Annotated in this window: 30 protein-coding genes and 1 riboswitch; of the genes, 13 read left to right on the top strand and 17 right to left on the bottom strand. The window is 43.2% G+C overall.

The annotated features are described in order from the left end of the window. Positions 1-26: 26 nt before the first annotated feature. Entirely contained in the window at positions 27-1,865 is a 1,839-nt protein-coding gene (locus tag ACZ444_RS06505; protein WP_382357146.1) for an ABC transporter ATP-binding protein, read from the bottom strand. 9 nt (positions 1,866-1,874) lie between these two features. Next, on the bottom strand, positions 1,875-3,623 hold the full coding sequence (locus tag ACZ444_RS06500; RefSeq protein ID WP_382357145.1) for an ABC transporter ATP-binding protein: 1,749 nt from the start codon (positions 3,621-3,623) through the stop codon (positions 1,875-1,877). 220 nt (positions 3,624-3,843) lie between these two features. Here ACZ444_RS06500 and ACZ444_RS06495 point away from each other — a divergent pair, with 220 nt between their 5' ends. After that, entirely contained in the window at positions 3,844-4,680 is an 837-nt protein-coding gene (locus tag ACZ444_RS06495) for a mechanosensitive ion channel family protein (RefSeq protein ID WP_382357144.1), read from the top strand. A gap of 63 nt (positions 4,681-4,743) precedes the next feature. Here ACZ444_RS06495 and cbpB read toward each other — a convergent pair whose 3' ends face one another. Further along, entirely contained in the window at positions 4,744-5,196 is a 453-nt protein-coding gene (gene cbpB, locus ACZ444_RS06490) for a cyclic-di-AMP-binding protein CbpB (RefSeq protein WP_382357143.1), read from the bottom strand. Between the two features lie 155 nt (positions 5,197-5,351). Further along, positions 5,352-6,119, bottom strand: coding sequence for a 2,4-dienoyl-CoA reductase (fadH, locus tag ACZ444_RS06485; protein ID WP_382357142.1), 768 nt, complete (start codon positions 6,117-6,119; stop codon positions 5,352-5,354). 175 nt (positions 6,120-6,294) lie between these two features. Here fadH and ACZ444_RS06480 point away from each other — a divergent pair, with 175 nt between their 5' ends. The 4 genes from ACZ444_RS06480 to ACZ444_RS06465 all read left to right on the top strand — a co-directional run bounded on the left by ACZ444_RS06480 (position 6,295) and on the right by ACZ444_RS06465 (position 8,796). After that, a complete protein-coding gene (locus ACZ444_RS06480; RefSeq protein ID WP_382357141.1) occupies positions 6,295-7,149 on the top strand; it encodes a metallophosphoesterase in 855 nt (284 codons plus the stop codon). A gap of 111 nt (positions 7,150-7,260) precedes the next feature. Continuing rightward, complete coding sequence (locus ACZ444_RS06475) at positions 7,261-7,839, top strand: SCO family protein (RefSeq protein ID WP_382357140.1); 579 nt, start codon at positions 7,261-7,263, stop codon at positions 7,837-7,839. Between the two features lie 132 nt (positions 7,840-7,971). Then, positions 7,972-8,451 carry a YkyB family protein gene (locus ACZ444_RS06470; protein WP_382357139.1) on the top strand — a complete coding sequence of 160 codons (480 nt, stop codon included), beginning with the start codon at positions 7,972-7,974 and terminating at the stop codon, positions 8,449-8,451. Between the two features lie 132 nt (positions 8,452-8,583). Then, positions 8,584-8,796 carry a hypothetical protein gene (locus ACZ444_RS06465; protein ID WP_382357138.1) on the top strand — a complete coding sequence of 71 codons (213 nt, stop codon included), beginning with the start codon at positions 8,584-8,586 and terminating at the stop codon, positions 8,794-8,796. A 5-nt stretch (positions 8,797-8,801) separates the two neighbouring features. Here ACZ444_RS06465 and ACZ444_RS06460 read toward each other — a convergent pair whose 3' ends face one another. Beyond that, positions 8,802-9,128, bottom strand: a complete 327-nt coding sequence (locus ACZ444_RS06460) for a hypothetical protein (protein ID WP_382357137.1) — start codon at positions 9,126-9,128, stop codon at positions 8,802-8,804. A gap of 260 nt (positions 9,129-9,388) precedes the next feature. Next, positions 9,389-9,568: an FbpB family small basic protein gene (locus tag ACZ444_RS06455; protein WP_382357136.1), complete on the bottom strand. Its 180-nt coding sequence runs from the start codon at positions 9,566-9,568 to the stop codon at positions 9,389-9,391. 261 nt (positions 9,569-9,829) lie between these two features. On the opposite strand from ACZ444_RS06455, the gene ACZ444_RS06450 reads away from it, so the two are divergent. Beyond that, entirely contained in the window at positions 9,830-10,165 is a 336-nt protein-coding gene (locus tag ACZ444_RS06450; RefSeq protein WP_382357135.1) for a PilZ domain-containing protein, read from the top strand. Between the two features lie 547 nt (positions 10,166-10,712). Here ACZ444_RS06450 and ACZ444_RS06445 read toward each other — a convergent pair. After that, positions 10,713-12,077, bottom strand: a complete 1,365-nt coding sequence (locus ACZ444_RS06445; protein WP_382357134.1) for a TrkH family potassium uptake protein — start codon at positions 12,075-12,077, stop codon at positions 10,713-10,715. 166 nt (positions 12,078-12,243) lie between these two features. Continuing rightward, positions 12,244-12,648 carry a YwpF family protein gene (locus tag ACZ444_RS06440; RefSeq protein WP_382357133.1) on the bottom strand — a complete coding sequence of 135 codons (405 nt, stop codon included), beginning with the start codon at positions 12,646-12,648 and terminating at the stop codon, positions 12,244-12,246. A 296-nt stretch (positions 12,649-12,944) separates the two neighbouring features. Here ACZ444_RS06440 and ACZ444_RS06435 point away from each other — a divergent pair, with 296 nt between their 5' ends. From ACZ444_RS06435 to ACZ444_RS06405, 7 genes are read left to right on the top strand one after another with little or no spacing between them, the layout of a single operon-like run. After that, positions 12,945-13,151 (top strand): DUF1657 domain-containing protein, encoded by a 207-nt coding sequence (locus tag ACZ444_RS06435; RefSeq protein WP_382357132.1) that lies wholly within the window; start codon positions 12,945-12,947, stop codon positions 13,149-13,151. Between the two features lie 48 nt (positions 13,152-13,199). Beyond that, positions 13,200-13,661 (top strand): YhcN/YlaJ family sporulation lipoprotein, encoded by a 462-nt coding sequence (locus ACZ444_RS06430; protein WP_382357131.1) that lies wholly within the window; start codon positions 13,200-13,202, stop codon positions 13,659-13,661. A gap of 18 nt (positions 13,662-13,679) precedes the next feature. After that, positions 13,680-14,159 carry a stage V sporulation protein AC gene (spoVAC, locus tag ACZ444_RS06425; RefSeq protein ID WP_382357130.1) on the top strand — a complete coding sequence of 160 codons (480 nt, stop codon included), beginning with the start codon at positions 13,680-13,682 and terminating at the stop codon, positions 14,157-14,159. A 1-nt stretch (position 14,160) separates the two neighbouring features. After that, complete coding sequence (gene spoVAD / locus ACZ444_RS06420; protein ID WP_382357129.1) at positions 14,161-15,177, top strand: stage V sporulation protein AD; 1,017 nt, start codon at positions 14,161-14,163, stop codon at positions 15,175-15,177. After that, positions 15,174-15,524 (top strand): stage V sporulation protein AE, encoded by a 351-nt coding sequence (gene spoVAE, locus ACZ444_RS06415; protein ID WP_382357128.1) that lies wholly within the window; start codon positions 15,174-15,176, stop codon positions 15,522-15,524. Before spoVAD ends, spoVAE begins: the two co-directional genes overlap by 4 nt. Before the next feature lie 8 nt (positions 15,525-15,532). Then, positions 15,533-15,736 (top strand): DUF1657 domain-containing protein, encoded by a 204-nt coding sequence (locus ACZ444_RS06410; RefSeq protein WP_382357127.1) that lies wholly within the window; start codon positions 15,533-15,535, stop codon positions 15,734-15,736. Positions 15,737-15,788: 52 nt separating this feature from the next. Continuing rightward, positions 15,789-16,646, top strand: a complete 858-nt coding sequence (locus ACZ444_RS06405) for a DUF421 domain-containing protein (protein ID WP_382357126.1) — start codon at positions 15,789-15,791, stop codon at positions 16,644-16,646. Positions 16,647-16,678: 32 nt separating this feature from the next. Here ACZ444_RS06405 and ACZ444_RS06400 read toward each other — a convergent pair whose 3' ends face one another. The 9 genes from ACZ444_RS06400 to ACZ444_RS06360 all read right to left on the bottom strand — a co-directional run bounded on the left by ACZ444_RS06400 (position 16,679) and on the right by ACZ444_RS06360 (position 24,346). Then, complete coding sequence (locus tag ACZ444_RS06400; RefSeq protein ID WP_382357125.1) at positions 16,679-17,662, bottom strand: zinc-binding dehydrogenase; 984 nt, start codon at positions 17,660-17,662, stop codon at positions 16,679-16,681. Continuing rightward, complete coding sequence (locus ACZ444_RS06395) at positions 17,643-18,602, bottom strand: ArsA family ATPase (protein ID WP_382357124.1); 960 nt, start codon at positions 18,600-18,602, stop codon at positions 17,643-17,645. Before ACZ444_RS06395 ends, ACZ444_RS06400 begins: the two co-directional genes overlap by 20 nt. Positions 18,603-18,666: 64 nt before the next feature. Then, positions 18,667-18,924, bottom strand: coding sequence for a cory-CC-star protein (locus tag ACZ444_RS06390; protein WP_382357123.1), 258 nt, complete (start codon positions 18,922-18,924; stop codon positions 18,667-18,669). A gap of 68 nt (positions 18,925-18,992) precedes the next feature. Next, on the bottom strand, positions 18,993-20,735 hold the full coding sequence (locus ACZ444_RS06385; RefSeq protein ID WP_382357122.1) for a carbon starvation CstA family protein: 1,743 nt from the start codon (positions 20,733-20,735) through the stop codon (positions 18,993-18,995). A gap of 110 nt (positions 20,736-20,845) precedes the next feature. Then, a complete protein-coding gene (locus ACZ444_RS06380; protein ID WP_382357121.1) occupies positions 20,846-21,010 on the bottom strand; it encodes a hypothetical protein in 165 nt (54 codons plus the stop codon). 2 nt (positions 21,011-21,012) lie between these two features. Beyond that, entirely contained in the window at positions 21,013-22,434 is a 1,422-nt protein-coding gene (locus ACZ444_RS06375; protein WP_382357120.1) for a hypothetical protein, read from the bottom strand. Positions 22,435-22,634: 200 nt separating this feature from the next. Then, complete coding sequence (thiT, locus tag ACZ444_RS06370; protein ID WP_382357119.1) at positions 22,635-23,207, bottom strand: energy-coupled thiamine transporter ThiT; 573 nt, start codon at positions 23,205-23,207, stop codon at positions 22,635-22,637. Between the two features lie 119 nt (positions 23,208-23,326). Continuing rightward, positions 23,327-23,427, bottom strand: a riboswitch (TPP riboswitch). 81 nt (positions 23,428-23,508) lie between these two features. Next, positions 23,509-23,871 carry a hypothetical protein gene (locus ACZ444_RS06365; RefSeq protein WP_382357118.1) on the bottom strand — a complete coding sequence of 121 codons (363 nt, stop codon included), beginning with the start codon at positions 23,869-23,871 and terminating at the stop codon, positions 23,509-23,511. A 19-nt stretch (positions 23,872-23,890) separates the two neighbouring features. Then, entirely contained in the window at positions 23,891-24,346 is a 456-nt protein-coding gene (locus ACZ444_RS06360; RefSeq protein ID WP_382357117.1) for a DUF6884 domain-containing protein, read from the bottom strand. Between the last annotated feature and the right edge of the window lie 103 nt (positions 24,347-24,449).

Raw genomic sequence — 24,449 nt, 5'->3', positions numbered from 1 at the left:
ATGGGCAATGCTTTTGTGTCAAGGAGTCAAATCGCATCGAGCATGTCAAATTGAGACTTAACCAATTCAAAATACGTTCCGTGCTGTTGCATTAATTCATCATGACTGCCATTTTCCAAAATCCGGCCGTTTTCCAAAATAAAGATATTATCCGAATCTCTGATTGTTGACAGGCGATGAGCGATAATAATAGCTGTTCGTCCCTCTAGTAATCGCTGCAGTGCCTCCTGGATTTTAACCTCGGTTTCAGTATCAATACTGGCTGTTGCTTCATCCAGTATGATAATTTTCGGATCAGCAAGCAATGCCCGGGCGAATGATAACAGCTGCCGTTCACCTGCCGAAAGAATATTGCCGCGCTCTTCTACTTCTGTATCATAACCATTTGCCAGTCCCCAGATAAAAGCATCAGCCCCTACCATTTGTGCCGCCTCAACGACTTCATCATGGGTTGCATCCGGACGGCCGAAACGAATGTTTTCCATAATGGTGCCGGAAAAAATAAACGTATCCTGCAGGACAACACTAATGTCACGACGCAAATTATCTAAGCGAACATCACGCAAATCATAGCCATCCACTTTGACAGCCCCTTTTGTCGGATCATAGAAACGGTTGATCAAATTAGCAATGGTGGACTTTCCGCTGCCGGTATGACCCACAAGTGCGATCGTCTCCCCTGCTTGAACATCCAGCGATATATCCTCTAAAGCAATCCGGTCACTATCATAAGCGAATTGAACATGATCAAATGTAATAGCCCCTTGAATGTCAGCAATATCAACAGCACCTGGTTTATCAACGACATCCGGTTGCTCATCAAGGAATTCAAAAATACGTTCCGAAGCTGACATTGCCATGAGCAGCTGATTATACACCTGCCCCAGACGTGAGATAGGTTCCCAGAACATCCCGATATAAAAGCCAAACGCGACAAATGTTCCGATAGCAATGCCGCCATTTGCCTCACCCTGAAGGATAAGAAAGGCACCGTAGGAAATCAGAATAATTGTGCCCAGTGCATTACACATTTCCACGACAGGGCCAAACATGGCACTCTTTTTAACCGCTGTGCGCCATCCTTTGAAATTATCTGTATTAAGTCCTTCAAAATAAGCGCCATTTGCTGCTTCCTGGGAAAATGACTGCGTGATGCGTATACCCTGAATGCTCTCATTGAGATGGGAATTCATTCGCGACTGCTGGATGCGCACATTCTGCCACGAACGCCGAATATTACGCCTCAGCTTTGTAGAAATATAAAACATGATCGGCAGCACGACCATAATAGCCAGTGCCAGTTTTGGACTTAATACCAGCAGAATCACAACAATTCCAACCAGCATGACCATATCCATCAGCAAATTGATAATACCGTTCGTGAACAGATCCTGCAGGGAATTAGTATCATTCATAACTCTTACAATAATTGATCCGGCTGAGCGTCTGTCAAAAAAGCGGTGTGATAATCGCTGAATATGGGAAAATAAGTGCTGACGCAAATCATAAATGACATTTTGCCCAAGTATATTCACCCATTTAATCCGAAAAATATTGCCGACATAGCTCAAGACATATAAACCAGCAATAATGATTACAAGATAGGTCAGCATGGTCATATTTTGATTGGCAAGAATGTGGTCAAAAGCTACTTTACCAATCAGGATCGGAACAATCAGCCGGACAGCTGTCGAAATAAACATCGCTATAACGGCACCGGGCAAGTACGTTTTGCTGTACGGACGCAAATAGCCCAGTAAACGCCACATTTGCTTCCAGTTAAATGGTTTCTCAACAGCCTGGTCAACCGTATAATAAAAGCGATTTAGATGACGGTTTTCATTCGTTGCCTCTTTCACTGTCATCCCCCCCTGTTATGTTGATGTTTCCAAGACTTGTTCTCGATCCTGATACTGAATATTATAAATACGTTCATATGGTCCTTGATTGTGAACTAATGTTTTATGCGTGCCCCGCTCAACGATTTCACCATTTTCCAGGACAAGAATTGCATCCGCATGTTTTACTGAGGCTATCCGATGCGCGATAATAAAGGTCGTGCGTCCTTTCATCACTTCTTTTAATGCTTTCTGGATTTTAAACTCGGTATCCATATCAACCGCTGATGTTGCATCATCGAGGACAAGAATAGCTGGGTTAATACATATGGCTCTGGCAATCGCTATACGCTGTTTTTGACCACCAGACAGCCCCATGCCGCGCTCGCCCAGCATCGTGTCATAACCGTTCGGCATTTGCGAAATAAAATCGTGTGCCTGTGCCCTTTTTGCCGCATCTATAATCTGCTCTTCTGAAATAGATGGGTCACCATAACGGATATTTTCTCTGATCGTGGTGGAAAACAAAAAGGACTCCTGCAGGACAAAACCGATTTGCTGACGCAGAGCTCGCAGCTGGTAATCAATCACCGGCCTCCCATCTATCAGCACCTCACCCTGCTCAGGTTCATAAAAACGAGGGATGAGCTGTGTGATACTTGTCTTCCCTGAACCAGTTGCCCCCATCAGTCCGATAATCGTTCCAGGCGGAGCATCGAAATTGATTTGTTTAAGAGCCCTTTCATCATTTTGCGTATACGTTAGGGTGACGTCCCGGAATGTGACATGCCCAGTAATTGGTATGTCGACAGCATCTTCTTGATCAATTACGTCTTCTTTGGCATCCAAAATTTCCAGAATCCTCTCCCCGGATGCTTTGGCCTGAGAATACGTATTGATAACAAACCCGAGATCCACCAGTGGGTCCATGATATACCAGACAAGACTAAAAAAAGCGACTAATGCTCCCAGACTGAGATCGCCATTCGCAACTAGGGCACCGCCAAAAGCCAGCAATAAGACAACACATATATTTCCGATTAATTCCATAACAGGAAAGTACCTTGACCAAATGCGTGAGGTGAACAAATAATGCTGTCTGTAATCTTCATTACTGTCAGAAAACCGGCTGATTTCAAAATCCTCTTTCGAGAGCGATTTCACGGTGTCCATCCCGCTGACATTTTCCTGTACGCGGGTATTCAGGCGTCCGAATGAACGGCGAACGCCCCTGAATGCCGGATGCACCCGTCTGTCAAATTGAAAAACTACCACTGCTAAAAAGGGTATAGAGGCCATTGTGATCAGTGCAAGCGGTATGGAATAGTAAAACATGACTCCCAGACTGAATAAAATCAGCATCGTAATCTCCACAAGGTCTGATATGCCAGAGGAGATAAAATTACGAACACCATTCACATCAGTTGTCTGACGTGCCATAAGGTCGCCGGTTCGGGCGTTATCATAATATTTAAAAGATAATACCTGCAGCTTGTCGTATAGGGCTTCCCGAATTTTATACACAGCGGTTACGCCAAATAGATCTCCCGTATATTGATGTATGAAAGCCGAAATGCTTTTCACAATCATAATCAGAAAAAAACCACCCGCAATATACGGAATGAGGGAATACCGTTCCATAAGTACTACCTCATCAATTGTTAATTGCAGAACAATTGGGTACACAACCGTTATAGCCACGACCACTAACAAAAAAGCCAGCGACGTGAATAAATACTTTTTATAAGGCCAGAAAAAGGGTTTTAATCTTTTGAATATGTCCACTGTATTTTCCCTCCCCTGATGTCATTTCATAATATCTAATATAACTCTTGTTAACTCAAAAATCTATACTTTTGTAATATTTTTTATTTTAATTAAATTAAAATTGACTGACTTGTATAGCAAAAAATGTTACAAAATGTTTTTTATATGTCGATTCAGGGTAAATTATAATTATATGGTTGCTTAAAACCTAAAAACATCACAGAAAGGAGAAAACAAATTGGATATATTTGGTATATCGTTTGACCTGAACAATTTGCTGAGTGTTATCGTTCCAGCTTTATTAAGAATTGTTTTGCTGATTTTATTGTTTATCATTTTAAACCCAATCGGTAAGAAGCTAATTGAAAAAATCATGCATAAAGCTGGTGAGAATCAAAAAATTTCGCCGTCACGCAGTAAAACCCTGGAAAAACTTTTAATCAATGTGTTTTCCTATGGCTTAATTTTCGCCTTTATTTTAATGCTGTTTGCCGTATTTCATATTCCCATCGGACCATTGCTTGCAGGCGCCGGGATTGTTGGACTGGCTATTGGTTTTGGCGCTCAGGGGCTGGTCAGTGACGTTGTGACCGGATTTTTTATTCTGCTGGAGCGTCAGCTGGAGATAGATGACTATGTGACAACGGCAGGTTATGATGGCGTTGTCGAAGAGGTAGGCCTGCGGACATCCAAAATCCGCAGTTTTGATGGTACGTTGAATTTTGTACCGAATCGTTATATAGAAGGGGTAGCTAACCATTCGCGCGGCAATATGCGTGCGCTTGTGGATATCAGTATCCGTTATGATCACAATATTGATAAAGCCATTGCGATACTGGAAAACGTTTGTGCTGAATTTAAAGACGATGAGCGTTTTAAGGAAGGCCCTGATGCTATTGGTGTCCAGGGTTTTGGTTCGTCTGATGTTGTCCTGCGTGTCGTTGGTCAGACCGAAAATGGTCTCCAATGGGAATGCGAGCGTGCCATGCGGAAACAAATAAAAGAGGCCTTTGATGAGGCAGGCATTGAGACACCATTTCCACAGACCGTATCGATTCGCAACGAGGACGCATAGCAACAAAAACTTCGGTTCTTTCAATTGAACCGAAGTTTTTATGATCAAAGTAGGTGGTAGTCACTACTCTGTGTCTGTTTTAAATGAATAATAATCACGCTTTAATTGTTTTAGAATAACACGTCTTGTTAATAAACCGTCAAAGTAGCCCTCTTCATCAGCAACACAAACAAATGGGTAATTGATCACAACTTTTAGCCCTTCTAAAAATGAATCCGTTGTTTGTAAGCAGGGTATCTCCGTATTCATGGCTTCCTGTACTTGTATATCAGACAGCGCTTCCATTTCAAAACGCTCTAGTCCTAATACGTTATTTAAAATCGATGTTTTACCTATCGTTCCAATCAGTTTATAGGACGAATCCAAAACAGGTACTGCTGAATAACCGGACTTAACCAGTATAAGCAGTGCATGCTCCAAAGGATTGTTCAGCTGAACATGTGCAACCTTTTCCGAGGGAATCATTAAATCACCAATAACGATATCTGTGAGCTCTTTATCTTGTGTTGCACTCATGTGAAACACTCCCTTTCAATACTGAACGCTGAAATGTCAGCATGATTGACTGCACTTCCAGTCTATCACAAGTCATATGAGAGCAACATCGTTATGGTTGCTTTGTATTGAAAGAATTTGTAAAGAACAGGCTGGTCATCCACACATCTCTTGCTTTAAAACGGGAATTCGTTGAGCCATTGACCTCCATCCATAGTGACCACTTCACCATTTATATAGGCAGCCTTTTTCGATAAAAGAAAGTAAGCCAGATCAGCTATTTCTTCTGGCTGACCTAAACGTTTTAACGGTACTGAATGAAGTGTTCGCTTAGCAGCTTCTTCTGATTGAAACAATTTCTCAGCACCCCCTGTTCGTTCAATCGGTCCAGGTGCAATGGCGTTAACGCGAATACCATATTGACTCCCCCACTCTACCGCGAGCGTCCGTGTCAAATTCAAAACACCTGCTTTAGCAGCAGATGAGTGAGCCACACCTGCTCCGGCATTCCACGCATAGGTAGCAACCATATTAAGAATAGATCCTGTCATACCCTGATCCATCCAATACTTACCCACCTCACGGCTGCAATAAAATGTCCCGTTCAAGACAATATCTATGACCGCGTTCCACCCATTAACGGATAATTCTTCAGCAGGTGCGATAAAATTTCCCGCAGCATTGTTAACAAGGTGGTCAATCGTACCAAAGTGATCAACGGCCTCTGTCACCATTCGCTGAACATCTTCAGGTTTTCGTACATCCATGGAAATTGTGTGCACATTCCCTGCCTCCGCCTCATCGAGTTCCTTTTTAGCCTCGTTCAGCCGTTCTTCATTCCGTCCAGTTATGACAACATTCGCTTGTTCCATCACAAACTTTTTAGCTATTGCTTTACCCATACCGCTAGATGCGCCAGTCACGATAACTGTTGGTTGTCTCATGTCAATCCCTCACCCTTTTTATAGTGTCATATCTATTAACATCATAATTTGAATTGACATAAAAGTCAAAAATTAAAGAAATAGACTTGTTTAATAGTCAGCAGAATATTCTCTGTCATGTTAAAATACATTGTGATAGATAAAATGCTATAAAACTCCTGAAAGGCAGACGCTTATGAACAGACGCGCTTTTTTAAAAAAATTGTTTGGCAGTTTTCTTGCCTTTGCCGGATTGAGTGGCGGAACCTATTACTATGCACGGGACATCGAACCGAGTTTACTGAATGTTCAGCAGGAAACACTCGTCTCAGGCAAACTACCGAAGACATTTAACGGTTTTAAAATCGTTCAGTTCAGCGATACCCACCTTGGCTATCATTATTCAATAGACCAATTTGCGGAACTTGTAGACACGATTAATCATCAGAAGCCTGATCTCATTTTATTCACCGGAGACCTTGTTGACAGACCCGACACGTATGACTGGGGGGATGATCTGGTGATACTGCTGCAGAAACTTAAAGCAGCTAAGGGAAAATACTGGATATATGGCAATCATGACCATGGTGGCTATGGATCAGATATTGTTAAAAAAGTGATGAATCAGGGCGGATTCACCTTGCTGAAGAATGACTCGACAGAAATAATCTCCAGAAATAAACCCATTGTGCTGGCGGGTATTGATGATGTGATGCTGGGAAAACCGGATCTTGAGCGCACACTCGCCGGCACTGACCAGACATTGTTCACAGTTCTAATGGCGCACGAACCGGACTATGCCGATAACACCGTTCACTTTCCTGTCGATGTGCAATTATCCGGACACAGCCATGGTGGACAAGTGCGTATTCCTTTTTTCGGACATCTGTATACTCCGCTATATGCCCGAAAATATGTTGATGGAAAACACAATTTCGAAAATGGACCATTAACACTTTACGTGAGCCGCGGCATTGGGACAACCCGGCTGCCCTACCGTTTTCTCTGTAAACCGGAAATTCAGGTCTACACACTGCAACAACAAAACTAACAGCTCACTCTCATACATGATGTGTCCCCAGGTTTATTTGTAACAATTTATCCATAGTTTTCTCCCGGCAAACATGCTATTCTGAAAATGGACAATGAATGGGGGATCGGTATGACTAAATTCAAGATTATCTTTCCATTATTACTGTTCATCGGGCTCTTAAGTGCATGCGGTGAGCAGTATGATGGCGATTTTTCATATAAAGTACGGGACTTCACATTTACAAACCAGGATGGAAAAGAAGTTGACAAGAGTGATCTGGAAGGGAAGTTCTGGATCGCGGACTTTATTTTCACCAATTGCACCTCGGTTTGCCCGCCTATGACAGCAAATATGGCCTCTTTACAGGACCAGCTAAAAGACGCAGGTCTCCAGGATGATGTTCAGCTCGTTTCCTTCAGTGTCGACCCTGAACACGATACGCCTGAGGCATTAAAAGAATACGCCCAACAACGCGGCGGAACAACAGACAATTGGGATCTGCTGACAGGCTACGATTTTGATACAATCAAGAAGTTTTCAGTTAAGTCATTTAAATCTATTTTAGAAAAGCTGCCTGATTCGAATCAATTCATGCATGGAACAAGCTTTTACATTGTAACCCCTGAGGGAGAGGCAATTAAAAGCTATAACGGAAAAAAAGCCAGTAACATGGAAAAAATCGTTGCGGATATCAAAGACATGATGTGATCTTTTTAAATCATAAAAATAACATCTGCAGCGTAATCCGGTCTTTAAAAGATTGAAATAGGACGGGCTTTACGATACGATAGACATATGTAATGAAGGCTGTTTTAACTATTTCGAGAAAGGGGCATATGAATGAACGAATATGAGTCTATTCCGCTTGATGAGCTGGCGCAAGCACTCTTCACCATCAACCGCCATGCCAAGACTGCGCCAGAGCCCAAGCATCTTTATACGATTAAAAAGGAATCAATTAAACGTCTCTTGAAAGAAAGCCGTGCTGAAAAAATCGGCCTGCACTTTTCAGATCATCCAAAGTTTAGTAACCAGAACTCCACACTTCTTGTTAAAGTGGATAAGTATTTCTTTCATATACCTCCAGCCAAAGATGACTTCAGACAGCTTGACCATTTGGGCAAGCTGGATCAGAACTATCGCAATCCTCCCACCAGGATGTCACTTTCACAGGCGAAACGAATCGTCTATCGTCATATCGATTGGCAGCCACCTAAAAAACAAAAGTCTCAACCCTATAAAAGATCATCTCATTTCACGCCTTCATCGCTCGGGCAGGCTGAACGTTCCCCCAAAAAATCATTTCATCGATCCCGGTAAAACGCCTGTGCGCCCAGGCGTTTTTTGATAATTCAAGGGAACTGCCACAAATAATAGATTTGTCCGTCATCTTTTCCTAATATCTGAATATTTTGTAATGAGGGTTTAGTCTAAATAAAGGAGGTATACGATATGACAATTGAAATGGAAGATTTCTTGTACGAATTGAAAAGCCATGCTGAACACACTCACACGTTTAAAGATGCATTTGAACGCTTATCTCCTGAGGAGCAGGAGAAGGTCGCTGCTTTGGCCCCATCAGGAAAAGCAATGCCTGCGCAGGAGCACCAAGTGATCATCGATTGGCTGAAACAGATGCGGCAGCAGTATGATACGACGCAATAGTGCACCTACTGCACACGGTTTTTTTTGTTCCGGAACATATGCTGGACAGCATGAACCAGCACCAGACAACCGCCAAAAACAGCCAGGCTGCGCAGAACTTCCTCCAATAACAGCATTTGAAACATACTCGTCAGAACAATTCCGCCCAGCAATGAAATCAGCATGACAAAACTAGTCATTAGATAGCTTAATAATTTAATTGCATTTGAAGCTATAACCCAATTGATGAATAAGCGAATCAGGATATACAGCACAACGATACTGCTGAAAATGACCACATAGGTCCCGTCAGCGGATGCCGGAAGCAGTTCTTTAAGGCTAGTAAATGACATGGTCAAATCTCCCCTTCCCAATCTTCATATTAGTCAATATGGCCCAATTGAGACCTGTATATACTCTATATGATTTGATTGGCTGAAGAGAATTTTGCTGTTTGGCCGGATTATTTAATGAAAGAAAACGGCTGGGACAAACGTATTTTTTATGACTAAAACCCGAACAGCGGCATAGACTTCGCGCTTTCCGCGGGCATCTGGTGAGCTTTTCGCCTGTTATGTCCCAGCTCCTTTTATATTTGAAGTGCTGATGCGTCTTATTGTATGTTATCCTTAAAATTATAATGTTCCTTGGCTTGATCCTTTGTCGCATTTTCCTGATGTGCATCATTTCTATCAGAATGTTTATCAATTTGTTTTATTTTTCGTTCGTTTTCCCATAATTCTTGCTCATATTGTTTAACGAGATCTTCAAAGCTCAGATAAGCTGGACGCATATTCATACACCCCCTTACTAAGGTTAATACCATTATAACCTATTGGGTTACCTTCGTATCAGAATTATTTGAACACTTTTTAACAACTGGTGTAAGGAAACGTTCATCTCTTGGCTGATGATCAGTGATTAAAATCAGATTTTAAGGATGAGAGAAGAAGCGCTATTACTGCGGGCAGACCCATGGAGAAAAAGTCAGGGAAACCAATACATAATAAGTTTCAGCTTAAGAGACGTTTACTTCTGGAAGGAGTTGTCCTGAATGCATTTCAAACGGAATGAAGCCTATCGTTATACATTTGCCAGCCCCATTACTGGTCAATTAACCGTTAACAATGGGCGTATGGATGTTGACGTGCTTGATATCAGCCACGAGGGAGCCAGATTATACTGCCGGCATGCTGTCAGCTTACATAATAAGACAGCCATAAGTCTATCATTCCAGCTCAACGATACACCATTCTGGGCTGAAGGACACATTGCGTGGATTAAAACGTATCCCCATTCAGCTGACCTCGGCGTCATCCTTAACTCCGATGATGCGTATAAACAAAGCATGACACAAGAACTAAAGAAAATCGCCAGGCAGGAAAAATAGCCGCGCAAAAACGTCCGGTTATCACGGGCTTCAAGTGGTTTATGGCGCCATTGCTGCACGGAGACTTAATAAAGGGGCTGGGACAAAAGTGCGAACCACTTGCGTGACTGAACCGCTGCGGAAAGACACGTCGCTTTCCGCGGGCGGCTGGTGAGCCTCCTCACGCTGTGGCGCGCTCCGGGGTCTCACCTATCCTTTGCTCCCGCAGGAGTCTCCGTCTTTTCCTCCGCTGAATCGGAGCATTGTTCGAAGTTTGAGCTATTCGCTTTCGTTTTGTCCCAGTCCCTTTATTATAATTGATGAGCGTCTATCAAAGCATCATGTAGCAGCACTGGAACACCGCTAAAGCAATGGCTGCAGACAGGGGATAGATTATTCATTATCAAACATACAGTAACCAATGTTAAGTGCAAGAATTCCAAAACAGACAACGCCAAAAACTGTTTCCAACATTTTGTTTACCTCCCCTCAATGGTTAGATTCTTTTTCCATCATACCAATTTATACGTGTTAAATAAAGTGAAACTTGACGCCTGACAACAGCAACTTATCCGATAATAATTTTCTCTTTGGGATAACGATAATTGCCGGTTGTTTTATTATCCTTGAAGATCAAAAGGAATGTGAGTATTCCAACCCTGCCGATGAACATCAAAATCATAAGAACAATTTTGCTGAACATTGTCAGCTTTCCCGTGATACCAAGTGACAATCCCACCGTTCCAAAAGCAGATGTGACTTCAAACAGAATTTTTGTCAAATCAAATGGCTCGACAATTGAAATAATAATGGTTGAACCCAATACAAATATAAACGCCATCAGCATCACGGTTACAGCCTTCATCAAATCGTCGTTATAGACTTCTCGATTAAACAAACGAACCCTGCTCTTCCCTCTTGCGTAGGTAAAAATAAACAGCATTGCCAGAGCAAATGTTGTTGTGCGGATCCCTCCGCCAGCACTGCTTGGTGAGCCACCGATAAACATAAGAGCCGACATAAATAATTGATTGGGCTCTGTCAACTGGCTGACATCCAGGGTGCTCAAGCCGCCGCTTCTTGTCGTAACGGATTGGAACAGTGCGTAAAAAAACGTTTCATGCCAGGATTTATCGGCAAAAAAGTCCTTGGAATCGAGCAAAAGAATAATCACTGTACCAATAAAAACGAGAGCCAAAAACGTCAGCGAAGTCACTTTCGTAAACAACGTAAACTTAAACGACTTGTCACTGGGGTCTCTTCTGGAAAATAAAAATGCCTTCAGTTCTATCAGAACCGGATAGCCGATTGCTCCGAAAACGATCAGCAGCATATTAATAAATTGGACAAAGTAATCATGTTTAAACGGAATAAGGGATTGACCAGTAATATCGAAGCCACCATTTGTCGTTGCACTAATGGCTCCGAAAAATCCTTGAAAATAAGCCTCTTTCACAGTCGGAAAATACTGCAGAAAGTACGTCCCGAGAATCAAAAAACCAATAAATTCAATAACAACAATAACCAAAAGAATTTCTTTCACAAGCTGGACAATCCCAGAGAATGTTGTCTGATTCTGGTCAGCAACAATCAGCCGGCGTTCCCGAATACCGATCTTTTTACCGATAATAACCCATATAAAAGTGCCAACGGCCATGACGCCCACTCCCCCTAATTGGAGAATGACGGCAAGCATTGTAATACCTGTTGTACTAAACACCTCGGGCAGCGTGACAGTGCTTAACCCGGTTACGCTAAGTGCACTGACAGCCGTGAACACGATATCAATAAACGCCGGATCAGCACTGTCCTGATGAGCGACTGGCAACACGAGAAGGGCCGTCGCAAATAAAACAGCTATAAAATAAAACACAAATATTAATTGTACCGGAGACAATTGATTAACCCAGCGGACAAATGAACGTTTTAACATAGCGGACTCCTTGCATCTTCACTAATATTATTGACCGATATCTGTACTTTAACAGCATAACAGGACATCTTATGTTTGTCTTCAATAGCCAGGCAGCATATTTTGACATCAGCCCATTTCATACGTTACAGCGAAATTGACCTTCTTGCCCTTTTTTCAGCTGTCTTTAGTCAATTTGTTCCTTGAACTTATGTAATAGTGCCTCGCCCTGATAGCCCTGCTCAATTAGCGACTTTAGCTCTTCCTCAATAATTTCTTTGCGCTGGTCGACAATTGTTCCAATAAACAGGACATTCATTTTGTCCCCGATTAGATTAACATCGATAACCGATGTCATAAAAGTCGCAGGTGTATTATTCTCCTTTGTAATTTTCACTTCAATCAACACGTCATTTTCACTGTCATACATGTTCTGAAAAAAAGCAAGGTAACTCTGGTCCACATACGCTTCTATAACCCACTGGTTTTTCTCGTCTTCACGATTAATGATCAGACCATCCAAAAGCGTGACCGGCTCCTCCAGCATATCATTGTCAATAATTTTTAACGAAATAAGCTTGAACGTTTTCATGTCTTCACTCCCATGGACAGCAGATTCTTTAAGTACAGAATCGTCTTTTCAAATCTTGTCAAATTTTATATATCGTACGCTTAAGAACAGTTTAACAAAAACAGTCAGCAATTAATATCCACATCGTTAAGGTTTTTGAGGTGTCAGCCATAACACGACAAAAAGGTAAAAAGTAGTAAGCATAATTAAGTGCGGTATCTAGAAATATAAGGGGTGAAGTGAAGAAAAACGACAACAGATCACGTCTTTTTCAATTCACTCGGAGGGAGACTCAAATTCACAAGGAGGAACAATAAATGACTGTTGCAACACAAGTTAAACAAACAATCGCCGGCCTTAAAAGTGCTCAGGCAAGCTTTGAACAGTTCGCACTCGAAACACAAAATAAACAAGCTAAGAAGACGTATGAGAACGCTGCTCAGCAAACACAGAACATTCTGCAGGATGTTGAACCGCGCATTCAGCAAATTGAGCAGGAAGAACCGCAGTATAAAGGATTTTAAAAACAACTTGGGGCTGGCCTATCAGCCCCCCCAATTGGGAGGTCAGGAATGAAAGCCGTAAAACTATTGGGGACTATTGGACTTATTTGCTCATTGTGTTTATTAATTGGCTGTACATCCAACCAGGATACATCAAAAAACGATCGTGATGTCCATTTTAATACCATTTCCACCAGCGATTTGGATCAATCAGTTTCCAACCAGGCTAAAAACAGTCTTAGCAAACTTAAGGGGTTAACTGACATTAACGCCATTAACACAAATAAGCAGCTGATTGTAGCGTTTGAGACTAAACAACGAAAACGTCTTCGATTAACAAAAATTCAACAGGATGTGCAAAAAAAGCTGGAAAATGAATTTCCAAAATGGGAAGTCGAGGTTTCCACCGATAAAAAACTCGTTTTGGAAACTGAAAAACTTGAAGGGAAACTAAGCGACAATGCTATTTCCCGAAAACAACTGCAGCAAAAAACAAACCATCTTATTAAATTGATGAACGAAAAAACGTAAGAAAGCGTGAGGATATGTATGGCAGATAAAAAAAAGAAAAAATTACCGCCAAGTGCACAAACGTATCAGGCCTTTGCTCAAGAGCGGGAAGTCAAAAGTTCACTGCTCAAAAACTGTCTTAAAGCTTTTTTTGTGGGTGGTTTCATATGTCTTATCGGCCAGATCATTTCCACCATGTATGTTTACTTTTTTGATTTCACTGATTTAACGGCCAGCAATCCAACAGTCGCTACACTCATTTTTATAACAATGCTATTAACCGGGTTCGGTGTTTATGATCGAATCGGGCAATTTGCAGGTGCCGGAACCACGGTTCCCGTAACCGGCTTCGGAAATTCAGTGATTTCAGCAGCCATTGAGCACCGATCCGAAGGCTTCATATTAGGTGTAGGCGGCAATATATTTAAGCTCGCCGGCCCTGTCATTGTGTATGGTGTGTTTTCTGCGTTTGTCATTGCCTTAATTAAAACGATTTTGCTGAAATGGGGAGGTTTATAATATGTTAATCGGACGCAGTACATGGCTTTACAACAACCAGCCGGTCATCATTTCCACAGGAACAGTTGGCGGTCCGTTCGAGGCAAAAGGCAATATTCCAGAGGCTTTTGATCGACTGCATGGCGATATGTGGCTGGAACAGTCTTCGTTTGAGAAAGCGCAGCAAATTATGATGGAAGAAGCAAGTGAGATCGCCATTACAAATGGTCAGATTCAACAAGAACAAGTAAATTTCTTTATAAGCGGTGATTTAATCAACCAAATCACCCCCAGTAATTTTGCTGCTGAAACGCTTAATATACCATACTTTGGACTCTTCAGTGCTTGTGCTACCTCCATGGAAAGTCTGGCTTTGTCGGCATTAATTATTGACGGAAACGGCGCCGACTACATTTTAAGCGGAACAGCCAGTCACAATGCAGCAACGGAAAAACAATTTCGTTATCCAACAGAATATGGCGGCCAGAAACCCCCGTCAGCTCAGTGGACAGTCACTGGGGCTGGCTGTGCATTGGTTGCTAAAAACGGAAACGGCCCCCGCGTCACTTCGGCAACAGTCGGCAAAGTTGTTGATATGGGGTTAACCGATCCCTTCAATATGGGTGCAGCCATGGCTCCAGCGGCTGTCGATACGATTGAAACACATCTGAGAGAGCGCAATGTTGAGCCTTCATTCTATGATCTGATCATCACTGGTGACCTTGGTCATATTGGACGCGAGATTTCCCTCGACCTTTTGCAGAAAAAGAACATCAACATTACAGAAGATATGTTTCAGGACTGCGGTCTGACCGTCTACCGGGAAGGACAGCCGGTTCTCTCAGGTGCAAGCGGTACAGCAAGTTCAGCTACTGCAACCTACGGACATTTTCTGAAATTAATGGAAAAACAGCAATTGAATCGAATTCTTGTTGTCGCAACAGGATCCCTTCACTCACCTTTAACTGTGCAGCAAAAAGACTCCATTCCCTGTATTGCTCATGCTGTTTCCATTGAATCAGGACGTGATATGCCATGATCTTTCTTTGGGCCTTTATTGTCGGCGGTCTCATCTGTGTGATTGGCCAGATTATGTTTGATGTATTTAAGCTCAATCCAGGGGTTACGCTGACGATTTTTGTCGTTGCTGGCGCCATTTTAGATGGCTTTGGATTATATGAACCATTAATTGATTTTGCAGGTGCCGGCGCAACCGTTCCTATCACCAATTTTGGCAATCAGCTTGTGCATGGTGCTATGCAGGAAGCAGAGGAACACGGCATTATCGGCGTTTTAACAGGGATATTTGAAGTAACGAGTGCCGGCATTTCCGCCGCCATTATTTTTGGGGTCATTGGAGCTATTATTTTTCGACCGAAAGGATAAATTAAATTATGACAGTCAGTTCACAAGTAAAAGGGTGTTTCGCATCCGTTAAAAGCATTGAGGCAAGCCTGGATACGCTCATTCATAAAACACAAAATGAAGAAGCGAAAAAAGCTTTTAAAGATGCACAAGCTATGGTGAACACCGTACAGGCAGATTTGGAAACCCAAGTCCTCTATCTGACTAAAGAGGAACCGCAATACAAAAGCTAACGATAAATGTGACAAATCATCAGCCGCATAACATCGGAAAAGGAGTGATACCATGCCCACCTGGATAGATATTTTAATTCGTTCAGTTGTTTTCTTAGTCCTTTTGTTTTTGATCACTAAAGGACTCGGTAAAAAACAAATGTCACAACTGAATATTTTTCAGTATATCACAGGGATTGTTATTGGGAGTGTGGTTGCCATTACCATAACGGATCCCACCACCAATCCTGTTTATGGCATACTTGCATTAGCAGTTTGGTTTTTGCTTCCCATAACCGTCGAATTTTTATCGATCAAAAGTAAATCTTTTCGTAATTTCTTTCAAGGTAAAGAAACGATTTTAATTCAGGATGGCAAGATTCTGGAAGATAATTTAAAAAAAGAACGTTTGACCATCGACGATTTGCTTGGGGAACTGCGGAGCAATCAATTTTTCAATGCATCTGATGTTGAGTTTGCTGTACTGGAACCAAAGGGGAAAGTAAATATTCTTCCCAAAAAAGAAAACCAGCCGGTGACACCAAAAATTCTTGGTCAACAGGCAACACCAGAGAAAGAACCGCAAACCATTATTATGGATGGCAGCGTATTGCTTGAGCCTTTAAGTAATGCGTCTCTGAACAAGGAATGGCTGGAAGCAGAACTGGCAAAACAGGATGTCAGCTTAGAGAATGTATTTCTTGGCCAAGTGGACAGTGACGGCCAGTTAACAATTGATTTGTACGATGATCAATTAACACCCGCAGAACCTACGGAAAAACCACTGCTTTTGGCCAGCATGAAAAAGTGCCAGGCTGATCTCGAAGTATTTGCCCTGGCAACAAACAACCAGCATTCAAAGCAGCTTTATAACAATAACAGCAAACGAATGCAGCAGGCCATTGATTACGTAAACCATCATTTAGAATAGAACGCTTCTCAGGCTGCTGCATTCATACGGTCTTATTCGCTTATCTGTAAAGCGATTTTCCCAAATTGCTCACTAGCTTCTAAATAATCAATAGCTTCCTGGGCCTCATCCAGCGTATACACCCGGTCAACTACTGGATGAATCTGGTGCGCATTAATAAGATCGAGCATAGCACGCAGCTCTTCCTGGCTGCCCATCGTTGACCCAATCAACTGGTATTGGCCGTAGAAAAAGGCGCGCAAGTTCAATTCAATCGTATCCTCCGTTGTGGCACCGAATGTCACGAAACGTCCACCCTTTTTCAGCACATCAAGTGAACGGTTAAACGTCGCCTTGCCAACACTGTCAATCACGAGATCAATCGTTTCTTCCTCAAGCTCGGCTGGCCAATCGCTGGCCGTATCCAAGGCTCTGTCAGCGCCCAGATCAAGAGCCTGCCTGCGTTTTTCCGCGTTTCGGGACGTCACAATAACACGTGCGCCAGCAAGACTGGCAAATTGTATAATGTAAGTTGCCACACCGCTGCCGGCTCCGGGCATGAACAAAGTATCACCTTTCTGAATCTTTCCTTTTGTCATTAAAGCGCGGTATCCCGTCATCCCTGATAAAGCCAGAACACCGGCTTCTTCCCAAGACAGATGTGCGGGTTTTCTTTCCACTTGTTCTGCTGGAAGAATAATTTTTTCCGCAAATGTTCCGTGATCAGGCATTCCTAAAATATCAAATTGTTCCGGCGGTGCCACACTATTGTCATACCAGCCAAGGGAAGGATTGATAATGACCTCATCACCGGCTGCAAATGCCTTGACACCTTCACCAGCAGACTCAATCACTCCCGCACCGTCAGAACCCATGATCAGCGCCCCAGCATCAGAATCTCTTCTGCCGGGTACTGCGACGTCGCGCCGGTTCATTCCTGCTTTTTTGATAGCTACGACCACCTGGCCATGATCGGCAAACGGCTCAGGCATCTCTTTTAATTTTAATTGTCCGTATTCATGTACGAATGCTTTCATGTTTTTGTGGCTCCTCCCAAAAATAATAACTGTACGTTTCCAGTTGTTCCTGTGTTACGATATCATAGGGAAATAGTGGTATATATATCTTCTCCTGCTGACTGAAAGTTTCGCTGATCAGATCCAGGTATTGCTGTTCGTGCTCTTTCCGCTGCAGCATAAATTGACCATCTGCATTTTCCGGCAACACTTTATTTATGATTAATGTTTTCACATGCAAATGGTATTGGTCGAGTAATTTGATTGCCTTTTCCGTTTCCACAATCGGCAGACGATCCGGATTAAGAACAAAAACAAAACCAGTTGTACCATCATCAAGCAATATATCGCGTGCTTTAGAAAAACGATCCTGGCGTACTTTGAGCACATCATAAATGGGATCTTCAACCGGCTCGCCATCATTGAGCAGCTGCGTGTAATTATCATTTGTCTTCTGCCGTTTTTTCAGCATGCCCTCAATCCAGACACCCATCAATTCTGGTAATGACAAAAGCCTGATCGTATGACCTGTCGGTGCTGTGTCAAAAATGAGCTGGTCATAATGCTCACGCTGTTCCAGTATAACCGAAATGAGTCTGTCAAACAAAGCAGCTTCCTCTGCTCCAGGAGAAGATTTAGCCGTATTCAGCTGACGATTGATTTCATCCATCCGGCTTGCCTGCACGACATTTTGAATATTGTCTTTGACACCTTTAATATATTCCTCAGTCTCTGCGACGGGATCAATTTCCAGTCCATCCAGGTTTGCGGCTATACGTGTTATGCTGCCACCCACCGTTTGATCAAAAATATCACCTAAATTATGAGCTGGATCTGTCGAGACAAGCAGTGTATGACTTCCCTGCTGGGCCGCTTTCCATGCTAAGGCAGCAGCGGAAGTTGATTTCCCGACACCGCCTTTGCCGCCGACAAAAATGACTTTTTTCTCTAATATATGCATCCTGTCTACGTCCTTTCTGCCTGATTGCAATAATGTCAGATCACCTGCTGATACCCAGCACTCTTTAGCAGCAGCGGACACCAGTTAAAGGCGACTTATCCATCCCCATACGCAAATGCCAGTCATGAAAGTCTTCCAGCATATACGGATAAAGTTCCAGTGTGTAATAAAAAACCGGGTTAGGAATGCCGATCATTTCAGAATACAGCAACAACAAAAACAAATCGTCCTGTTCCCGCAGTTCTCTGGCGATTTCCTGACGATGCGGCATACTTAAGACTTCTTCATAAAGTGACGCCGCTTTTTTCAGCTGCCGCAGCATAAAATCACGCCTCCATTCATGATTAAAACGACTCCGACTGAAACAAGATTTCTCCAGATAGGTCAGTTCTATTTTGCATTTTTGTCGAAGTCATCCTGATTCGTGTTGCCGCTTAGTGCCGTAAAGGCTGACAATACGATCCAGACGGCAAAGACAAATATAATAGCACCAAGGATGAACAAGAGCATTGATGGATCAGTGCCAAACCATGACCACTCAAACAGCACTTGCTGGAACATCGCATATAATGTCATGAACATGACAAATATCATTGGAATAAGCGTTATTAGATAGTTGGTTCCTCTTCTTTTCAGCCAAATGGAGATCAGCAGCAGACTGATTCCCGCCAGCAGCTGATTTGCCGTGCCAAATAACGGCCACAAAAGATAACCTCCAGAACCAAACCCTTTTGATCCTTCTGGCAGCAGTACAAGAATCCCACTGGCAATCACCGCGATTAAAGCAGATACATGCGTTTTAGATAAAGCGGGCACGTTGTATTCGATCCCCAGCTCAGCAATAATATACCGCATCAGGCGCACACATGTATCCAAAGAGGTGGCGGCAAAACTGACAACAATAATTGCCACAATTGTTGTCGCAATTTCCGTTGGAATCAGCAGCCCGGATGCCAGCACACTCGCGCCTTCCACAAACATATTCAGACCCATCTCATTAGCTTGTGCAAAACTGCTGTACGTTTCCAAAAACGCGTTCTCGCTGCTAAAAAGTGTGACGACTGCTATTATAGAGACAAGTGCTAGTGTCCCTTCACCAACCGCCCCGAAGTAGCCAACCAAACGGGCATCCGTTTCTTTGTTCAATTGTTTTGATGATGTCCCGCTTGACACCAGTCCGTGAAACCCTGATATGGCGCCGCAGGCTATTGTAATAAACAAAAGCGGAAACCAGGACGTATCTGCGCCCGGATTTGTCATCGGTGCCGTTATTTCCGGGTTGGTAAACAAGAGTCCCAGATACAGAATTGCCAAACCGACAACAAGCTGATGTGAATTAATAAAATCACGCGGCTGAAGAAGCTTCCAGACGGGCAGTGTCGAAGCAATATACACATAAACCATTAAAATGACAATCCAAATCATAAAAGCACTGTTTACCGCACCGAGTCCGAAAAGCCCTTCACTGCCCTCACCGCCGAAGTATTGAACAATATCAATCTGCAAAAAGTCAACTCGGCTGGCCATGATTGCTGTCAGATACATAGCCCCTAGAGCTAATAAGGACGGTACAAGCATCCTGGCCTTGCGTTTATAAACAGCGTAACCAATCCATATTGCCAGCGGTATTTGAATAAATACTGGCAGGACACTCGTTGGGAAGGAAATAAATAAATTGGCAATCACCCAGGAAAAGACAGCATTAACCATTAAAACGAGAATTAAAATGATAAATAGAAAGAGTATCTTAGAACGCTGACCTATCAGTTTGTTAGCCAGTGAACCAATTGACTGGCCTTTATTCCGGACTGACAGCGCCAGTGTTCCAAAATCATGAACCCCAGCAGCAAATATTGTGCCCAAAATCACCCATAAAAGAGCAGGAAGCCACCCCCAATAGACAGCTATAGCCGGCCCCATTATCGGCGCGGCGCCTGCCACGGATGTGAAGTGGTGCCCCCATAAAACAAATTTGCTGGTCGGTACAAAATCGACATCATCCCGATACCTATGCGCTGGCGTCACATAGTCTGGATCCAGACGGAAAATTCTTTCAGAAATAAATTTAGAATAATAGCGATAACCCAGTGCAAACACAGCCAGCCCAATAACCGCTACAATAATCCCATTCATCTGATAGCCCTCCTTGTCATGACCATTATAAAAAGACTTATCAGAATCTATGTACTATAAGTCAGAATAATACAACTTCTTAAACAATAACTGAAATAAGGATCCCAACATCAGACATCTTTTAGCTTAAAAAGCAATCTCACTAATAATGGTACAAAGCGAACATAAGCAAAGGGAAAAACTAAAGACGAAACATAGGTGAGACCCACCAGCGCACGAGGGGTCCCACCAGCCGCATCGACTTCAGTCTTATGAACACCCATTTTTTCGCTCATAATCAGAAAATCACTAAGGCTGCTAGAGCAGCTGTAATTAAGCCAAGCAAAACCGGAAGAAAGTTTTTTCGAACCAGGTCCATAACCGATACACCGCAAAAACCAGCAATCGCAATCAAGGACGACCACGCAACGATTGTTCCGCCACCGGTCCAAATCGAACCCATTTGACCGATCGCAGCGAGTGTTCCAGAATCAATCGACGACGTTTCCAAGGAAGCTGCCAGTGCCCCTGTCAGCGGCAAACCGGAAAATCCTGAGCCATCAAGTCCGGTAATAATACCTATAACCAATATACTGACGGCACCCAGCAAGGCATTATCCGGAACATGCTGCTGTGCAGCCTCAACAAGATCAAACAAGAACCCTGGCGCCCCTTCCTCGATACTGAGTATAGCACCGGAAAAATCGGAACTGCCCAGGAAGAAGAAGCCAGCAATCGGAATGACCGGTCCCATTGCTTTAAATGCAAAAACAAAGCCTTCTGTAATATGGTCCGCAATCGTATCCAAGGCTTTTTGGCGTCCAAATGCAATCGTTGACAGTAACAGCAGGACGACGGCCACACCACCAACAAAAGCCGCACCATCGCCACCTTCAAATCCAGACATTCGTCCGGAAGAAAGCTTCGAAAACATCATGTAAATCACAACCGCCAGCATAGCGATTGGAACCAAAACAGCAAACATTTTACTCCACATGGTGACGTGCCGCGATTCTGTTTTATTAAGAGGCTCGCCAGTTGTTTGGATCTGCTCCCCTTCGAGCTCATTCAAATCGCTGTCTTTTGATCGAATGGTTTTTCTGTAAAATACGTACGCGAATCCAATGGCCACCGCTCCGGCGATGAGTGATAAAACAAGTGCCTTATCAGCGACAACCGATGTTTCGATCCCGGCCGCTGTTGCAGATACATTAGGCGCCACTTGAACAATGTAATCGGAAGACAGTGCCATACCCTGGCCAGCCAGCGCAACAGCAACAGCTGAGGTCATAGCCGGAAGACCTGAGCGGATGGCGGCCGGAACAAGCAAGGCACAGATGAGCGGTACAGCAGGTGTTGGCCAAAAGAATAAGGAAATGACATAAGTAACACCCACCAGCAGGAAAAAGGATACATGCCCATTAACCATAAATTTCTGGATGGGCTGAATCATTCGCCTGTCAGCTCCTAAATCTCTCAACGAATGCAGGAGAGCCATCATAAATGTAATAATCAAAAATATATTAAACAGCTCTTTCGCAGCCACTAGATTAGCATTGAAAATGACCGTAAAACCATCCACCAGACTGCCCTGATATACCCAGGCAATCACAAACGTTCCAAGTAGCGACGGCAGGACAACGCCGCGGCGAAAGATCATCGTCAAAATGATCGCTAATGTGAACAGAGCATATAACCAGTGGGCCAGGGTTATCTCCACTTTAAACACTTCCTTTCTATCTGTGCTCCAGCCTATGCACGTTGAAAGAAAGCGGTGAAAACATCCATTTTGAATTGAACGCGAACTGCGGAAATGCACTGAATCGTTGTTATGAACGAAATAAAAATAGCCCTCTGTCGCAGAAGGACTATTTTTTAAATTCCGGTTCCGTAACATAATGTGAGCGGCATTGAACCAAATCAGGCTGTTTTTAATAACATTCTGGGCTGTTTATGAAATAGAAGAAAAACGACTGCTGCACTGATGACCAATGACGGAATGATATACGATATATTATAGAGCAATGAATAGACCCAGACAGATTGACCTTCCACAGCTGAATTAAAGAAGGCAACCCCAGCCGCAAAGTGAGCCAAAAACCGCAGTGAACTGCCCAAAATCACCCCAAGTGTTATATACGTAAGATAAACAGTTGTTTGCCCCGATTGAATAGCTTTTTGCACCTGCTTGGCAAAGATTCCAGCAAATCCAATTACCGTAAAGGCAAGGGCATAGTCAATGAAACCCTGAAGCGGGGTCAAGACGTAACCAGTCCCAGCCGCAACCTGCAAAATCCCCCACAAAAATCCTGACAAGAGCCCGCCTTTAAGACCCCAGCGAAATGCAAGTATAAATACAGGAATCATCGCCAATGAAATGGATCCGCCCTGTGCCCAGATTTTAAATGATAGAAACGGAATGACATCCAGCAACAAGGCCAGAGCTGTAAAGACAGCCACCTCAATTAAAAACAATGTGCGGTTTGAACGCATCGAACTCCTCCCCTTTTTGCCGGCAGCCTGTGCCGCCTGAATATGTTAAAAAACACAAAAAAAGCAATGCCAAGGGGAAGCTTTCTGATGGGAAAACTCCGCTCACATTGCTGCTGATCCATCAAAAAAGCCGCCATCCCTGCGCTAGTACTAACTAACAGGTTCGAAGGGTAAGAACTAACTCGTTCACTCTCAGCCAAAGGCTCCCCTTGAAGGCTTCTAACCTATGCTTTTTTTGCTGAATATATTATATCATACACCACACTAATTACAAGACTGTTCTGAATTCGGGGGGGTTCTATTATGATTTGTGCTTGGTATCTCTGCGGGGCGTCTGACTATATCCCTGCTGTCGTTGTAGGGGTATAATACCGTTTGTGATTTTACTGACTATAGCCATAAATATAAGTCCCGCTGCTGCGATTATGATCATGACAGCAAAAAATTGGATTATGAAGGCACCTATGCTGCTGGAAACAGCTGCTGTTATATAGCGACTGCCATAAAACAGCGTAACACCAGCAATGCTGATAATGACAATGAATGTCAGAACCGTCCCTGCCAATTGCCCCAACCGAAGTTTTTTCCAAGTATCTTTATATTTAAATGCGGCATAAATTAAATAAACAATTACAACCAGTGAAACAAATATTATTCGCGTCATTACCATCAGCTCCTGTCATTTAATGAACCGGTGTGTGTGCTTCCACCGCCCGTTTGAGTGCCTGCAGAATATAGCCGATCCCGCCGTAGTTCGCGAGCGGAAAGACCCTTGGCATACCATCAGGAAATGTTCCGTTTATCACAGGCTTGTATTTTTGACCTGTCAGCACCACAAGCCTGTCAAATTGTTTCAGCTGTTTTTCGTCTGCCTGGCATATTAATTGCGCATACGAGACAATCTCATCACTGTTTTGGTTAAACGTCACATCATACGGACCATCAACGATATCGTCCGCAAATAAAAACCCGTGTTTAGCTGACAGAATCACCCATTGATCAGTAAACATTTCTGCATATTGCCGCGTGCGTTTGTGCAGTGTACCGGTATAAGCATTTTTTGCGGGCACAGCCCCCATTTCCGGATGATTGTCCCAAATCTTTTTCCGGCCACATGGAATAATACTTAATTCCTTCATCTCGTTTCACTCCTATTTACATAAGTATAGCATGTTAACCAGAGCTGCAAAAGACAAATCGTTTTATAACGCTTGATTGCAATTGTTTGACCTTCAGAACTAA

It is taken from the genome of Lentibacillus kimchii (assembly GCF_055381965.1).
The sequence above is the reverse complement of the archived record's forward strand: the minus strand, read 5'-3'. Positions and strand labels throughout refer to the sequence as shown.

Coding starts and splice junctions, on each gene's coding strand:
- fadH (WP_382357142.1), bottom strand. CDS start 6,119: ATGAGACAACCAACAGTTATCGTGACTGGCGCATCTAGCGGTATGGGT.
- ACZ444_RS06435 (WP_382357132.1), top strand. CDS start 12,945: ATGACTGTTGCAACACAAGTTAAACAAACAATCGCCGGCCTTAAAAGT.
- ACZ444_RS06445 (WP_382357134.1), bottom strand. CDS start 12,077: ATGTTAAAACGTTCATTTGTCCGCTGGGTTAATCAATTGTCTCCGGTA.
- ACZ444_RS06460 (WP_382357137.1), bottom strand. CDS start 9,128: ATGTCATTTACTAGCCTTAAAGAACTGCTTCCGGCATCCGCTGACGGG.
- ACZ444_RS06380 (WP_382357121.1), bottom strand. CDS start 21,010: ATGAGCGAAAAAATGGGTGTTCATAAGACTGAAGTCGATGCGGCTGGT.
- cbpB (WP_382357143.1), bottom strand. CDS start 5,196: ATGAGTGCAACACAAGATAAAGAGCTCACAGATATCGTTATTGGTGAT.
- ACZ444_RS06390 (WP_382357123.1), bottom strand. CDS start 18,924: ATGCTGCGGCAGCTGAAAAAAGCGGCGTCACTTTATGAAGAAGTCTTA.
- spoVAE (WP_382357128.1), top strand. CDS start 15,174: ATGATCTTTCTTTGGGCCTTTATTGTCGGCGGTCTCATCTGTGTGATT.
- ACZ444_RS06385 (WP_382357122.1), bottom strand. CDS start 20,735: ATGAATGGGATTATTGTAGCGGTTATTGGGCTGGCTGTGTTTGCACTG.
- ACZ444_RS06465 (WP_382357138.1), top strand. CDS start 8,584: ATGACAATTGAAATGGAAGATTTCTTGTACGAATTGAAAAGCCATGCT.
- ACZ444_RS06365 (WP_382357118.1), bottom strand. CDS start 23,871: ATGACGCGAATAATATTTGTTTCACTGGTTGTAATTGTTTATTTAATT.
- ACZ444_RS06455 (WP_382357136.1), bottom strand. CDS start 9,568: ATGCGTCCAGCTTATCTGAGCTTTGAAGATCTCGTTAAACAATATGAG.
- ACZ444_RS06410 (WP_382357127.1), top strand. CDS start 15,533: ATGACAGTCAGTTCACAAGTAAAAGGGTGTTTCGCATCCGTTAAAAGC.
- spoVAD (WP_382357129.1), top strand. CDS start 14,161: ATGTTAATCGGACGCAGTACATGGCTTTACAACAACCAGCCGGTCATC.
- ACZ444_RS06440 (WP_382357133.1), bottom strand. CDS start 12,648: ATGAAAACGTTCAAGCTTATTTCGTTAAAAATTATTGACAATGATATG.
- ACZ444_RS06395 (WP_382357124.1), bottom strand. CDS start 18,602: ATGCATATATTAGAGAAAAAAGTCATTTTTGTCGGCGGCAAAGGCGGT.
- ACZ444_RS06360 (WP_382357117.1), bottom strand. CDS start 24,346: ATGAAGGAATTAAGTATTATTCCATGTGGCCGGAAAAAGATTTGGGAC.
- ACZ444_RS06400 (WP_382357125.1), bottom strand. CDS start 17,662: ATGAAAGCATTCGTACATGAATACGGACAATTAAAATTAAAAGAGATG.
- ACZ444_RS06430 (WP_382357131.1), top strand. CDS start 13,200: ATGAAAGCCGTAAAACTATTGGGGACTATTGGACTTATTTGCTCATTG.
- ACZ444_RS06450 (WP_382357135.1), top strand. CDS start 9,830: ATGCATTTCAAACGGAATGAAGCCTATCGTTATACATTTGCCAGCCCC.
- thiT (WP_382357119.1), bottom strand. CDS start 23,207: ATGCGTTCAAACCGCACATTGTTTTTAATTGAGGTGGCTGTCTTTACA.
- ACZ444_RS06480 (WP_382357141.1), top strand. CDS start 6,295: ATGAACAGACGCGCTTTTTTAAAAAAATTGTTTGGCAGTTTTCTTGCC.
- ACZ444_RS06505 (WP_382357146.1), bottom strand. CDS start 1,865: ATGACAGTGAAAGAGGCAACGAATGAAAACCGTCATCTAAATCGCTTT.
- ACZ444_RS06405 (WP_382357126.1), top strand. CDS start 15,789: ATGCCCACCTGGATAGATATTTTAATTCGTTCAGTTGTTTTCTTAGTC.
- spoVAC (WP_382357130.1), top strand. CDS start 13,680: ATGGCAGATAAAAAAAAGAAAAAATTACCGCCAAGTGCACAAACGTAT.
- ACZ444_RS06475 (WP_382357140.1), top strand. CDS start 7,261: ATGACTAAATTCAAGATTATCTTTCCATTATTACTGTTCATCGGGCTC.
- ACZ444_RS06470 (WP_382357139.1), top strand. CDS start 7,972: ATGAACGAATATGAGTCTATTCCGCTTGATGAGCTGGCGCAAGCACTC.